Origin of the sequence: Janthinobacterium sp. BJB426, assembly GCF_002735705.1 — a bacterium.
Lineage (GTDB): Bacteria > Pseudomonadota > Gammaproteobacteria > Burkholderiales > Burkholderiaceae_D > Janthinobacterium.
The window spans coordinates 134514-148088 of the sequence record NZ_PDZL01000015.1; the positions used below are offsets into that span (position 1 = coordinate 134514).

The following is a 13575-nucleotide window of genomic DNA, read 5'->3' on the forward strand; positions in this document are numbered from 1 at the left end:
GCAGCTCCGGCCTCTTTTCCTCGAAAGTCACACCACATGAAAAATGCATTTACGTTCCTTGTCCTGGGCGCGGCCCTGTCCGCATGTGGTGGCAGCAGCGATGGCGGCAAGCCTGAGGTGCCCATCACCCCGCCCGTCGTGGTCACGCCTCCTGTTACACCCGTCGACAGCGTGGCCGTGGCGTCAGCCGCCGTGGCCAAGGAGGCTGGCTTGAGCGTCATTGCGGGCGCCAGCGCCGATGAAAGCGTGTATGACGTGGCCGCCGATATCGGCGACACCTGGCGCATCACCTTCGACAACGTCAAGAAAACCTACGCCATCCGCGTGCTGTCGACGCAGTTCGGCTTGAGCGACCGCAGCGGTACGTTCAGCGCCACCACCGTTGGCAATCTCACCACCTACACGGCAACGGATTTCAGCGTCACCGTCGATGCGCGCACGCGTCTTCTGTCGGGCAATATCAAATTGGGTAATATGGTCTCGACCGTCAGCGGCACCGGCTATGCGGTGAGCGACGTGGCCAAGCTGGCCGGCAGTTATATCTTCCTGGGCGCCATGCGTAATGCCTCGAACGGAGGCGACCGTTTCAATCCGAAAGGCAGTCTCAAGGTGGCGGCCGATGGCAGCGCGCAACTGTGCAATGGCGGCGTGTTCAATGCGCAAGGCGTGTGTTCTGCGGTATCGCCGCAGCTGGAAGCGGAAAACGCCAGCCTGACCCTGGTCAAGGATGCAAAGAACGGCTTGCTCTTCGCCCGCCAGGGTGACCAGGACTTCGGCATCGTGCACGTGCACGCGGGTGACCGGGGGCTGGCGCTGTTTATCGACCGCTACAGCCGCAACCAGCAGAACGTGCTGCGCGTGGGCACCATCGTGGCGGCCAAACAGCAAAAGATCGGCACCGAAATCGCCGGCAGTTACGCTTGTGCGGCGTCGGGCATCAGCGCGAACATCGTCGTTGCCGGCAGCACCGCCACCATCACCAACAACACCGCTGGCAAGACGCACGCCGAAACCATCACCACCAACAAGCTGGGCCTGGGCGCGCTGGCCGTCGATTTCGATGGCATCGCCGTGTTCAAGGATCCGGCCGACGTGCCGGCAGATTATTCGATGTTCATGCCTGTGTCGTCGAGCATGGCGGTTGAGTTTTCGACCGACCGCTCGTACATGGGCATGTGCTTGAAAAATTAGTCGCTAGCGTTTGATGTGATCCAGCGCAGCCAGCAGCGGTATGGCGGCATCGGCAATCCGCTCCAGGCTGGCCTCGCGCAGGGCGGCGGTGTCCACCGTGTGGCCGGAGTCCAGCCCCGCCCAGCGCAGCAGCGCCGAACACGCGGCGGGCGTGTCGAACATGCCGTGCAAATAGCTGCCGAGGATTTGCCCGTCGCCCGACATGGCTCCTTCCGGCCGCCCATCGATGACAAAGGCCGGCTGCGCCAGCGCCGCGCCATGCGAGAGTCCCATGTGGATTTCATAGCCTGCCACGGGCGCATCGGCCGCGCCGGAAAACGCGCAGTAGCCGCTCACTTGTTCCAGGCGTTTTTCGCTCGTCAGCTCCGTCACCATGTCCAGCAATCCCAGCGCCGTTGACTCTCCCGCCGCGCCTTCCACGCCCAGCGGATCGCGCACGCTTTGCCCCAGCATCTGGAAGCCGCCACAGATGCCGAGCACCTTGCCGCCGTAGCGCAGGTGTTTTGCCAGGTAGGCGGGCCAGCCTTGCTGCTGCAGCCAGGCCAGGTCGCCCCGCGTGTTTTTACTGCCAGGCAGGATTACCAGGTCGGCCGGCGGAATCGGCTGCCCTTGCTGGACGAATTGCAGGTCGACCTCGGGGTGGGCGCGCAGCGCGTCGACATCCGTGTGGTTGCTGATGCGCGGCAGTTGCGGCACCACCACCTTGAAGGCGCCGCGTTCGGCCTGCATCGCTTCGACGGCATCTTCCGCGTCGAGGAACAAGCCTTGCAGGTAGGGCAGCACGGCCAGCACGGGTTTGCCCGTCTGCTGTTCCAGCCACTCGATGCCTGGCGTGAGCAGCGAGACGTCGCCGCGGAAGCGGTTGATGACGAAGCCCAGGATGCGCGCCCGCTCACTGTCGGACAGACAGGCCAGGGTGCCGATGATGTGGGCGAAGACGCCGCCCCGGTCGATGTCGGCCACCAGGATCACGGGACAGTCGACGGCTTCGGCAAAGCCCATGTTGGCGATGTCGCGCGCGCGCAAATTGACTTCGGCGGGACTGCCCGCGCCTTCGACGACGACTGCGTCGTACTGCTGGCGCAAGCGCGTGTAGGATTCCAGCACGGCGCCCATGGCGATGGTCTTGTATTGCTGGTAGTCGCGCGCATCCATCTCGGCGCGCACCTTGCCGTGGATGATCACTTGCGCGCCCGTGTTCGACGATGGTTTCAAAAGTACCGGATTCATGTCCGTGTGCGGCGCAATGCCGCACGCCAGCGCCTGCAAGGCTTGCGCGCGGCCGATCTCGCCGCCGTCGCTCGTTACGGCGCTATTCAAGGCCATGTTTTGCGGCTTGAACGGCGCTACCATCACGCCACGGCGTTTCAACAATCGACACAGGGCCGCGACGATGGTGCTCTTGCCCGCATCCGACGTCGTGCCTTGCACCATCAGCGCTGGAAACGGCACTTGCTGCGTCATGGGACGGCTTTCGTGCGGTGCTGGCGGGCCGCTTCCAGCTGCTCGCACATGGCGGCCGTACCTTCGATCATGCGCGGGCCGGCGCGGTTCAGCAGGTCGCCATTCAGGCGGAACAGGTTATTCTTGCGCACGGCCGTCATCGACGGGAAGGCGCGCCACATAGCCAGGCCGCCTTCGCTGCGCGGATCGCTTTTTTCGCTTGTCCCGAAGATGACTTCCGGGTCTTCCTGCAGCACACCTTCCGGCGTGACGACGGGCGCTACCACCTTCATCGCGGCAAAGATGTTCTGCGCGCCGCATACGCGCATGGAGTCGCTGATGATGCTCGCGCCGCTCAAGGTATATAACGGTTTGTCCCATACCTGGTAAAACACGCGCACGGGCGGGCGCTGCGCGTATTGCGCCGTCAAGCTGGCCAGCTTGGCGCGCAGCTGGGCGGCGGCCGGCTTGGCGACTTTTTCCGTGCCCATCAACTGGCCCAGGCGCTCCATGCTGTCGGGGATGTCGGCCAGCTTGCGCGGTTCGCTGTGATAGATGGGCACCTTCAGCTGGCGCAGCATGGCGATCTGACGTTCGGCACTGCCATGCATCCACACGACGATGAGGTCCGGCTTCAAGGCAATGATGCGCTCCATGTCGTACTGGCGGTTGTCGCCCACTTGCGTGATTTTCTTTGCCGCTTCCGGATAGTCGCTGTAGCTGACGACGCCGGCGATCTTCTCGCCGCCGCCGGCCGCGAACAGCAGCTCCGTCACATGCGGCGCCAGCGCCAGGATGCGCTGCGCCGGTTTTTCCAAAGTGACGGTATTGCCGTCGTCGTCGCGCACGGTGATGGCGGCGTGTGTTTGCAGCGAGACCAGTCCGGCCAGCAGCAGTGCTGTTTTCAAGTGGTTCATGTGTGCTTCCATGTGGTGAGGGCTTGCTGCAGGCGCAGCCAGGCGTGTTCGTCGGGGGGCAAGCCCAGGCGGATGCCATGGGCCGCGTGGCGGAACAGGCGCACCCAGATGCCCGATTCTGCCATGTGGCGCCAGAACGCTTCGGCGCGTGCTTCCGGCCACCACTGGAACAGCGCCGTGCCGTTGCTGGCGATGCCGTGCGCGGCCAACAACTGGCGCAGGCGCTCGCCATCGCCGCGCAGGCGTTCGCGCATCGCCTCCTGCCAGTGCGTATCGTTCAAGGCGGCCAGCGCCACCTGCTGCGCCGGACCGCTGACGGTCCACGGTCCAAGCATGTCGGCCAGTTGCACCAGCAGGGCGGGATGGGCGGCGACAAAACCCAGGCGCAATCCCGCCAGGCCAAAGAATTTGCCCACCGAGCGCAGCACGATCAGGCCCGGCTGGCCTGTGTGCGGCCCGAGGCTTGCTTGCGCTTCCGTGTCGCCGAACGCTTCATCGACCACCAGCCAGCCGCCGCGCGCGGCCAGCTTGCCCGACCATTCCAGCAGCAGTGCGGGAGCGATGCGCTCACCGGTGGGATTGTTCGGATTGCAGATGACCAGCACGTCGCAGTGGTCGATGGCATCGGCCAGCTGCGCATACGGCACTTGTCGCAATTCGTGACCGTGCTGGCCCCAGTGGTGCGCGTGTTCCGCATACGACGGCGCGGCGACCACCACGCGCGACGGCGCGCGCAGCCGGGGCAGGGCCTGGATGGCAGCTTGCGTGCCGGCGATCGGCAGCATGGCTGGTGCACCGTAATAGGCACAGGCGGCTGCCGCCAGCGCAGGATCGGCTTCCGGCAGCCGGTGCCAGGCGCTGGCGCTGCTGGCGGGCACGGGATAGCCGTGCGGATTGATGCCGGTCGACAGGTCGATCCAGTCGGCCAGTGGTCGTCCATATTCGCGCGCGGCGTCGCGCAGGTTGCCGCCATGTTCAAGCAAGGTATTTCCCCTTCAGGTAGAACAGGCCCGCCAGCAGCGCCATCCAGATCAGCCACAACAAGGCCGTCTCGGCCACCAGGCGCCAGGCGCGGTCGATGTCGCGCGCTTCGGCCGGGCGGCCGCTGCCCAAAGGCGGGCGGCGTTCCAGCTCGCCGTCGTAAATGGCGTCGCCGCCCAAAGCCAGGCCCAGGGCCCCGGCGCCGCTGGCCATCACGGGGCCCGCGTTCGGACTGCCCCAGTTGGGCGCCTGCGTGCGCCAGCAGTGCCACGCGCGTTTTTTGTCGGCCATATTCTTGCCCAGCATGACATAGGAGATGGCCGTCAGGCGCGCCGGCAGGTAATTCAAGACGTCGTCGATGCGCGCGGCGCAGCAGCCGAACCAGTCGTAGCGTGCGTTGCGGTAACCCCACATGGCGTCGAGCGTGTTTGCCAGGCGGAACAGCACGGCGCCGGGCCCGCCCGCCACGGCAAACCAGAACAGGGTGCCAAAGACGGCGTCGTTGCCGTTTTCCAGCAGGGATTCCGTGCTGGCCTTGGCCAGGCTGGCCGCATCGGCATTGGCCGTGTCGCGGCTGACGATGCGCGCCGTCAGCAGACGTGCGTTGTCCAGGTCATCGATGGACAATGCATCGGCAATCGGTTGATTGTGGTCGCGCAGGCTGCGCAGGCCCAGACAGAGATACAGCAGGAAAACGTGGAGCGCCGCACCGGCCAGGCCGCACAGCCAGTAGGCGGCATAGCTGATGGGCAGCACGGCCAGCGACCACGCCAGCGCGCCGCGCAGCAAACGCCCACGGCCCCGGTTCAGCAGGCGTTCCAGAGCGCTGGCGAAGCGGCCAAAACCGACCAGCGGATGCCAGCGGCGCGTTTCTCCCATCAGCAGGTCGAGCAGCACGCCGGCCGTCATCAAGGCGGCCAGCATGGGCAGCGACAGCCCGCTCAGCATGGGCCGCCTTTCAGGTACAGGGGCAAGCCGGCGGCGACAAAGACAGCCCTGTCGCAGACGGCCGCCACGGCCTGGTTCAAGCGGCCTGCTTCATCGGTGAAGCAGCGCGAAATGGCGCCGTAGGGCACGATGCCCATGCCCACTTCATTCGATACCAGCACAATGTCGCAAGCTGTGTCTTCGATTTCCGCCAGCGCATACAGCAGGTGCGCGCGCTCGCTGTGGAACAGTTCTGGCAGGGTGATGTCGCCCACATCCGGATACGTCTCGCCAGTGGAAAACATCAGGTTCGTCAGCCACAGGGTCAGGCAGTCGACCAGCAGCAGCCGGCCGGGCCGGGCTTCCCGCAGGATGGCGTCGCCCAGGCGCAGCGGTTCTTCGATAGTCACCCACCCGGCCGGGCGCTGCGCGCGGTGATGCGTGATACGCGTGGCCATCTCGCCGTCACCCGCCTGCGCCGTGGCGAGGTAGAGTACTTCCTTGCCGGACTCGCGGGCCAGCGTTTCCGCATAAGCGCTCTTGCCGGAACGGGCGCCGCCGAAGACCAGTGTGCGCGTCATGGCGCTGTTACCACTCGGTACCGAGTTGCGCGCCGATGCCGGCCGCATACGCATGTTTGACGACGGCCATTTCGGTAACGGTGTCGGCGATCGCGATCAATTCGTCCGGCGCGCCGCGGCCCGTGATGACCACGTGCTGCATGGCCGGGCGTTCCAGCAGGTCGGCGATGATTTTATGGACGTCGAGGTAGTTGTATTTGAGGGCGATATTGAGTTCGTCGAACAGCACCAGGCCGTAGCTTGGGTCGGCCAGAAAGGTCTTCGCCTGTTCCCAGGCCAGTTCGGCCTTTTCGATGTCGCGCTCGCGGTTCTGCGTTTCCCAAGTATAGCCTTCGCCCATCGCATGAAAACTGATTTCGTCGGGGAAGCGGCGCAGGAATTTTTCTTCGCCCGTCGACATGGCGCCCTTGATGAACTGCACCACGCCTACCTTCATGCCGTGGCCCATGGCGCGGATGGCCATGCCGAAGCCGCTCGAACTCTTGCCCTTGCCATTGCCCGTGTTGACGATGATGATGCCGATTTCCTTGTCGGCCTTGGCGATGGCCGCGTCGATGATGGCCTTCTTGCGCTCCATGCGCACGCGGTGGCGTTCGTTGATAGCTGCGGTATTGGCTGCGGTGTCCGCGTCGATGTTGTCGCTCATGTCAGTCCTCTTTCGGTATGAATATCTTGCGTTTGCCGTGATCGATGATCTCGATCGGGTGGCCCAGGTAGTCGCTCAGGATGGATGCCTGCATCACGTCGGCCACGGGACCGGCCAGCCAGCCGCCGTCGCCCATCAGCAGCAGCGCATGGGTCGAAACGCTGTGCGCCAGGTTCAGGTCATGCCCCACCATCACCACGGTTTTATTCTGTTCGCGGCACAGCTTAGCCAGCAGGCCCATGACGCTGACCTGGTGCGCCAGGTCGAGCGCATTGGCCGGTTCATCGAGCAGCAGCAAGGACGTATCCTGCGCCAGCATGGCGGCGATCGCCACACGCTGACGTTCGCCGCCGGACAGGCTGCGCACATCGCGTTCGGCCAGGTGTTCCACTTCCATCGAGGCCAGCGCCGCCAGGGCGATGCGCTGGTCGTCGCTGCCTTCCCAGTAATGGTTGTCGTGATACGGGTGGCGCGCCGACAGCACGGTTTCGATGACGCGGTACGAGAACGCGTCATGGCGCGCCTGCGCCAGGAAAGCCCGTTCGCGCGCCAGTGCGTCCAGCGGCCAGTCGATCAGGGCGCGGCCCTGTATCGTCACGTGGCCCGTATCCGGTTCGCGCAAGCCGGCCAGGGTGCGCAGCAAGGTGCTTTTGCCGGCGCCATTGCGGCCGATCACGCTCCAGCATTCGCCATCCCTGATGTGCCAGATGAGGTTTTCCACGAGGCAGCGCGTGCCCGCCTTCAGGCCGAGTTGGTAAGTACGTATCATGTGCGGCGTAATCGGTGCAGTTGGTACAGGAAGACGGGCGCACCGATCATGGCTGTCACCACGCCGACGGGCAACTGCAACGGTGCCAGCACGGTGCGCGCCAGGGTATCGGCCAGCACGAGGAAGGTGCCGCCTGCCAGCGCGGCAGCGGGTATCAACAGGCGATGATCGGGGCCGCAGGCAAAACGCAGCGCATGCGGCACGATCAGGCCGACGAAGCCCACGCTGCCGGCGCTGGTGACGGCGCTGGCCGTGAGCAGGCCGGAACAGAAGAACAGGCCCTTGCGCAGCGCGCCCACGCGCACGCCCAGGGTGCTGGCCGCTTCCGCATGCAGCGCCATGACGTTCAGCGAGCGCGCGCAGCGCAAGGCGAAGACCAGGGCGCCGGCCAGGACCAGCCAGGGCATCAGCCGCGCCGGTGCGCCGGACAGGTCGCCGATCATCCAGAACACCATGCTGCGCAAGCGGCTTTCCGGGGCAATCGAGAGCATCAGGGTGACGATGGCCATGCAGGCCGAGGCCAGGATCACGCCCGTCAGCAGCAGGAGCGAGGCGCCGCCTTCGGCTGCCGTGCCGCCGCGCAGGTCGCGCCGGGCAAAAAAGTACAGCAGCATCGATACGCCGACGGCGCCGGCAAAGGCGGCCGCATCGACCACCCACAGCGCGCACATGAACAGCAATGCGGCCAGTGCGCCGACGGAGGCGCCGGCGGAAATGCCCAGCACGTACGGGTCGGCCAGGGGGTTGCGCAGCAGCGCCTGCATCATGACGCCGGCCAGCGACAGCGCCGCGCCGGTGACAAAGGCGGTCAGCGCCCGGCCCAGGCGCAGGTCAAGCAAGGTGGCGGCGAGAGTGTCGGCCTTGCCCTGCACGACATGGAGCAGGGCGGCAGGCAGGTCGGCGAGCGGGATCGCGATCGAACCGATCATGCCGGAGAAAATCAGGCTGGCAATCGCGCACACGATCAGCACCGTGAGGATCACGGTGGCGCGGTGGCGCATATTGCGGAAAAATGGGTGCATGTACTGCCTTAAAAACGGGGACTGCAGAACTGCATCTGCGGGCGATGGCGGCATGCCATCGCCCGCAGCTTACATCATTACTACGTGCTTATTTCATGCCGTAGCGTACGCCAACGAAGAGGTTCGAGCGTGGCGTCGCGTAGAAACGGCTCAGTTCATAGTCTTTGTTGGTGATGTTGTTCCAGCGTGCCAGCACCGACCAGTCACGCGCGAACTGGTAGGTGGTGTACAGGTTCAGCAAGCCATAGCCACCGAGAGTGCTTGTGTTGGCGAGATCTGCAAAACGTTTGCCCGACAACTGCCATTCCGTACCGGCGGTCAAAGGACCGGTCGTGTAATCGACAGCGAAATTGGCGTGTTTTTTTGCGCGGAGCGCCAGTTGCTTGTCGATGGATTCATTGCGCGGATCTTGCAGGTCGATATTGCCGCTGACGTTGAAGGCACCGAATTTATGCGCGCCAGCCAGTGTCACGCCTTCGAGCAGAGCTTTGTCGACATTCGTGCTGCAGCCATAGCCTGGTTTCCAGCCAATAACTGGGCAAGCCGCTACGTAGTTGATCATATCGGTAATCTTGTTATGATAGTAGATCGCGCTCAGTTGCGATTGGCCGTCGTTGTAGTGCAATCCAATTTCAGCATTGCGGCCTTTTTCTGGCTTGTTCGTGGGGATGCCAAAACCAGGGTAGTACAGATCGTTGAAGGACGGTGCGCGGAAGCTGGTGCCATAGCTGGCGCTGGCGCGCAAAGCGTTGCTGAAACGGTAGCCATAGGCGACGCTGCCCGTGTTGTGCGTCCCGTACACCGAGCTGTCGTCGCGACGGCCGCTGATGCTGGCCAGGTGAGCGCCGCGCACCAGGTTGTACGATGCCGCGAAAGACTTTGTATTGCGTCCGCCGGACAGGCCTTCGAGCGAGCTCACGACGTCTTCGTCACGGTATTCACCCAGCAGTTGCAGGGTGTCGCGGCCAATGAGAATATCGTTTTGCCAGCTGATGTCAGTTTGCTTGGTGTCGAACTGGCTTCTGCCGGAGGTGCCTGCGGCGGATACTGCGGTCAGTTTGTCTTTCGATTCTGCGTAGCGCAGCTCGCTGGTCCAGTTCGGCAAGAACTGGTTCTTCGTGAAGACTGAAATGCTTTCCTGTTTCTTGTCGTTGCGCGCGTCGAAGTTCAAGCCCGCATCGTATTGTGCATCCAGTTTGCTGTTCAGGAAAACCAGGCCGACGTCATGTCCCTTGGCCATCTGGTAGCCAAACTGGCCGCTGACGCTTTCCTTGTCGTAGCCGTCTTTATCGCCGTTATAGGAAAAATTACCAGGTTTGGTGGCGGAATATCCATCCGATTTTTCCTTGCCCGCAGTCAGCGCGTAGCTGAAACTGTTGTTGCCACCGGTAGAGCCGGCAACGCTGGCTTCCAGCTGGCGGGTGTTGTCGCGGCCGTAGCCGGCGAAGGCGGAAAAGCGCGTCGCGCCGTCGCCTTTCTTGGTAAAGATCTGGATCACGCCGCCGACGGCATCGGCGCCATACATGGTGCTCAGTGGGCCGTAGACGATTTCAACGTGGTCGATGCTTGACAGCGGCAGGGCGCTCCAGCTGGCAGTGCCAGATGTGGCGGAGCCGATACGCACGCCGTCGACCAGCACGATATTCTGGTTGCCGTTCGCACCGCGGATGAATACGCTCGAATCGGTGCCTGGGCCGCCATAGCGATTGACTTCAATGCCGCGCTGCTTTTGCAGCAGATCGATCAGCGTACCGGCGCCCGAGCGCGCGATGTCTTCCGAGCTGATGGTTTGCGTATCGCTCAATACTTCGCTCAGGTGCTGCGGGTAGCGGTTGGCGGTAACGACGATGGGATCGAAGGTGTCTGGCGTGGCTTGGGCGAAAGCGGCAGGCGCGGCAATGGCTAGCGCGAGCGACGTGAGCGCCGCGTGGCGGGAAACAGCATGGGTCATGATAGTTTTCAGTAAGTAATATGCAACCAGCCGACGTCCCCGTAGGCTAGATTGAACAGAAGTGGGAACTGAAGATGACGATCGAAGATGGCCATGGGCCATTCGGATCGCGAACATCCCCGTTCGCACACTTCCACCTGTCCTGGCCGGTATCCGGGCTGGCAAGTGCGGCTATCCCACCTTCCCATGCTCGATGATTGCAAGCACAGTGGTTGTCAGAGATAGCTTGTCGTCCGCTTCCTGTTGCGAGGGGCGACACTTGCTTACCGTTGCGGGGGCAGCACACGTTCGCCGCGAGCGCGGCATCGTGTTTCCCGTTTAACTGCGCTCATGGACATGAGCGCGGGCACCAAAACCCCGCCATTATACGTGCAGCGGACGTGGACTGAAATGGTTGGCTGGACGATTCGATATCAGAAATCGACGACGACCGTCGCACCGTAGGCGATTTTATGGGCGGAATGGGCAGCCAGCAGGGCCGTTTCCTCCAATGGCAACCGGGCTTGCAATGCCGACAGCAGGCGGATGGTGCCCGCATGGCAGATGATGACCACCGTTTCGTGTTGTTCGCGCAACAGATCGCCTAAAAACGCATCGACACGGGTGGCCATCGCCAGCACATTCTCGCCTCCGCCGGGGCGGTACCAGGCCAGGTCGGCGGCCCAGGCATCGATGTCCGCGCGCGCAATCGCGTGCCAGGGCTGCATTTCCCACGCGCCGAAATCCATCTCGGCCAGCCGCGCGTCAAGGCGCAGGGCGCTGGAAGGCAGGTCTTGCGCCAAGGCTGACGCCAAGCCGGCGCAGCGGCGCAGCGGACTGGTGTAGAGCGGCACGCCGGCCGGCAAAGTCGCTTGCAGGCTGGCGCGCACGGCGGCCAATTCGTGCGGCGCCACCGCCACGTCGCTGCGGCCATAGCAGGTGCCGCTGGTTACCTGCGGCGTGGGGTGGCGAACGAGGATCAGGCGCATGCTTGTTTAGTAGAAGCGCAATGGAGGTTGAAAGCTGGACAGGATGGCCAAGTAAATCGCCACTTCCGCCAGTTGCTGTACTGCGCCCAGACAGTCGCCCGTGTAGCCTTGCAGGCGGTGCTGGCATTTGCGGCCCAGCCAGAATGCGGCAGTTGCCGCCGCCACGACGGCAAAGACCAGCGTGGCCCAGTCAAATATCCCCAGCAGGCCGCAGGCGATGGCGGGCAACAGGGCGCAGGTAGCGGCGATGATGAATTCTCCCGTCGTCATCTCCTGCGCCATCGGTTTGGCCTTGCCTTCGTCGCGCGCGTAATCCATGAGCCAGATCAGCGACACGGCGGCCAGGCGCGAGAGCGGGTGGGCGATGAATAATGTCGCCACCACCTTTGCAGGCGGCAGTGAAGCGAGCGCCGCGCACTTGATCGCCAGCAGGCAGAGGATGCCGATGGCGCCATACGCGCCGATGCGCGAATCCTTCATGATTTCCAGCACCCGCCCGCGCGTCATGCCGCCGCCGAAACCGTCGCACATGTCGGCAAAACCGTCTTCATGGAAGGCTCCCGTCAGGTAGATGCCGGCGGCGACGGCCAGCAGCACGGCCACCGCCGAAGGCAGGAGCCAGCTGGCGACCAGATACACGGCGCCACTGATGGTCGCCACCACCACGCCGATCAGTGGAAAGTAGCGCGAGGCGTGCTGCAGCCAGGCCGGCTCGAAACCCACCCAGCGCGGTATTGGCAGGCGCGTGAAGAACTGCAGCGCGATGAAGAACAATCGGCACTGGTGGACTGCGGCAGAAACGGGATTGGTCATCGTCTTAGTCTGGCGTGGACTTTTCGCTGACCTGGGCCGAGGCAAACGTCGCCATCTCGCGCATGAAGTTGACGGCCGCGTGCAGCAGCGGCAAGGCCAGCGCCGAACCCGTGCCTTCACCGAGGCGCAAATCGAGGTGCAGCAGCGGACGCGCGCCCAGGCTGGCCAGCAACTGGCGATGGCCGTTTTCATCGGAGCAGTGCGAAAACACGCAGTAATCGAGGATGGCCGGCTGCAGACGGGCCGCCACCAGCAGGGCGCTGCTGACGATGAAGCCGTCGATCAGCAGAATCATGCGCCGTTCGGCCGCCTTGAGCATGGCGCCGGCCATCATGGCGATTTCGAAGCCGCCAAAGGTGGCCAGCACGTCGAGCGGCTCATGGACTGCCGCGTGATGGGCAGCGGCAGCTTCGATCACTCGTTGTTTATGCAACACGCCATCTTTCGACAGGCCGGTGCCGGCGCCCACGCAATCGGCGACGGGCGTGCCCGTCAGCTTGTGCATCAGTGCCGCGGCAGCGGTGGTGTTGCCGATACCCATTTCGCCAAAGCCCAGTACATTGCCATCCAGGGTGGCAACCAGGTCCATGCCCGCCCGCATGGCGGCCAGGCATTGTTCCTGGCTCATGGCGGGTTCCTGGGCGAAGTTGCGGGTGCCGGGGCCTTGCTTGCGGTCAAGCAAGCCGTCGCGCGGGCCGAAATCATGGTTCACGCCAGCGTCTACTATATAGAGGGCGCAATCGGCCTGGCGGGCGAAGACATTGATGGCGGCGCCATTGCCGAGGAAGTTCTCTACCATTTGCCAGGTCACGCTTTGCGGATAGGCGGAAATGCCTTCGGCGACGACGCCATGGTCGGCCGCGAAAACGATGATGGCAGGCTGGTGCAATGCCAGTTGCGTGCCTTGCTGGATCAGCCCGATCTGATGGGCCAGGGTTTCCAGCATGCCGAGGCTGCCCAGCGGCTTGGTCTTGCTATTGATGGCGTGTTCGAGTGCGCTGGCCAGGGCGGGATTGGCGGTAGAGGTAATGTGTGGGATAGGCATGGGAATCTATATGGATGAGGCAGGGTATGGTCGGCACTACGATATCACACAGCAATATTTGCCCGGATGCAAATTAGCGCTTGCGGGGAGTTCGGGCCAGGGCTATAATTCGCCCCCTCGCTGAACGACGCATGCAAATGCCGAGTGAGACGAGAAAAAGAAGGAGTTGACGGATGTAGTGAAATGCTTCATAATCTTCCTTCTTCGCAGCTGACAAACACAACGCTTTGTCGATAGCGCGAAAGCAGTAACCGAATACAGTTCTTTAACAATTAACAGTCGATAAGTGTGGGCATTTGATGTAAGTGCAGCGTCAATCTT

At 63.5% G+C, this 13575-nt stretch carries 13 protein-coding genes and 1 riboswitch; of the genes, 1 reads left to right on the forward strand and 12 read right to left on the reverse strand.

Annotated elements, in window-relative coordinates; all coding sequences use genetic code 11:
• The first annotated feature begins 36 nt into the window (after positions 1-36).
• Positions 37-1191: a hypothetical protein gene (locus CSQ93_RS21515; RefSeq protein WP_099379788.1), complete on the forward strand. Its 1155-nt coding sequence runs from the start codon at positions 37-39 to the stop codon at positions 1189-1191.
• 3 nt (positions 1192-1194) lie between these two features.
• Here the strand turns inward: CSQ93_RS21515 and CSQ93_RS21520 are convergent, their stop codons facing one another.
• The 12 genes from CSQ93_RS21520 to cobT form a co-directional block, all read right to left on the reverse strand.
• The gene (locus CSQ93_RS21520; RefSeq protein ID WP_099379811.1) at positions 1195-2625 is read right to left on the reverse strand and encodes a cobyric acid synthase; all 1431 of its coding nucleotides are present in this window, start codon (positions 2623-2625) and stop codon (positions 1195-1197) included.
• Positions 2626-2651: 26 nt separating this feature from the next.
• Positions 2652-3551 carry a cobalamin-binding protein gene (locus tag CSQ93_RS21525; RefSeq protein ID WP_099379789.1) on the reverse strand — a complete coding sequence of 300 codons (900 nt, stop codon included), beginning with the start codon at positions 3549-3551 and terminating at the stop codon, positions 2652-2654.
• Positions 3548-4534, reverse strand: a complete 987-nt coding sequence (gene cobD / locus CSQ93_RS21530; protein ID WP_099379790.1) for a threonine-phosphate decarboxylase CobD — start codon at positions 4532-4534, stop codon at positions 3548-3550. Before cobD ends, CSQ93_RS21525 begins: the two co-directional genes overlap by 4 nt.
• The gene (cbiB, locus tag CSQ93_RS21535) at positions 4527-5480 is read right to left on the reverse strand and encodes an adenosylcobinamide-phosphate synthase CbiB (protein WP_099379791.1); all 954 of its coding nucleotides are present in this window, start codon (positions 5478-5480) and stop codon (positions 4527-4529) included. The genes cobD and cbiB overlap by 8 nt, the downstream gene beginning before the upstream one ends.
• Positions 5474-6040 (reverse strand): bifunctional adenosylcobinamide kinase/adenosylcobinamide-phosphate guanylyltransferase, encoded by a 567-nt coding sequence (cobU, locus tag CSQ93_RS21540; protein ID WP_099379792.1) that lies wholly within the window; start codon positions 6038-6040, stop codon positions 5474-5476. Before cobU ends, cbiB begins: the two co-directional genes overlap by 7 nt.
• 7 nt (positions 6041-6047) lie before the next feature.
• A complete protein-coding gene (gene cobO, locus CSQ93_RS21545; RefSeq protein WP_099379793.1) occupies positions 6048-6686 on the reverse strand; it encodes a cob(I)yrinic acid a,c-diamide adenosyltransferase in 639 nt (212 codons plus the stop codon).
• A 1-nt stretch (position 6687) separates the two neighbouring features.
• Positions 6688-7455, reverse strand: a complete 768-nt coding sequence (locus CSQ93_RS21550) for an ABC transporter ATP-binding protein (protein WP_099379794.1) — start codon at positions 7453-7455, stop codon at positions 6688-6690.
• Entirely contained in the window at positions 7452-8477 is a 1026-nt protein-coding gene (locus tag CSQ93_RS21555; protein WP_099379795.1) for a FecCD family ABC transporter permease, read from the reverse strand. The genes CSQ93_RS21550 and CSQ93_RS21555 overlap by 4 nt, the downstream gene beginning before the upstream one ends.
• Before the next feature lie 88 nt (positions 8478-8565).
• A complete protein-coding gene (locus CSQ93_RS21560; protein WP_233516286.1) occupies positions 8566-10545 on the reverse strand; it encodes a TonB-dependent receptor domain-containing protein in 1980 nt (659 codons plus the stop codon).
• A 10-nt stretch (positions 10546-10555) separates the two neighbouring features.
• Positions 10556-10797: riboswitch (cobalamin riboswitch) on the reverse strand.
• A 44-nt stretch (positions 10798-10841) separates the two neighbouring features.
• Complete coding sequence (locus tag CSQ93_RS21565; RefSeq protein WP_099379797.1) at positions 10842-11396, reverse strand: histidine phosphatase family protein; 555 nt, start codon at positions 11394-11396, stop codon at positions 10842-10844.
• Positions 11397-11402: 6 nt separating this feature from the next.
• Entirely contained in the window at positions 11403-12209 is an 807-nt protein-coding gene (locus CSQ93_RS21570) for an adenosylcobinamide-GDP ribazoletransferase (RefSeq protein ID WP_099379798.1), read from the reverse strand.
• Between the two features lie 4 nt (positions 12210-12213).
• The gene (cobT, locus tag CSQ93_RS21575; protein ID WP_099379799.1) at positions 12214-13254 is read right to left on the reverse strand and encodes a nicotinate-nucleotide--dimethylbenzimidazole phosphoribosyltransferase; all 1041 of its coding nucleotides are present in this window, start codon (positions 13252-13254) and stop codon (positions 12214-12216) included.
• Positions 13255-13575 lie beyond the last annotated feature (321 nt).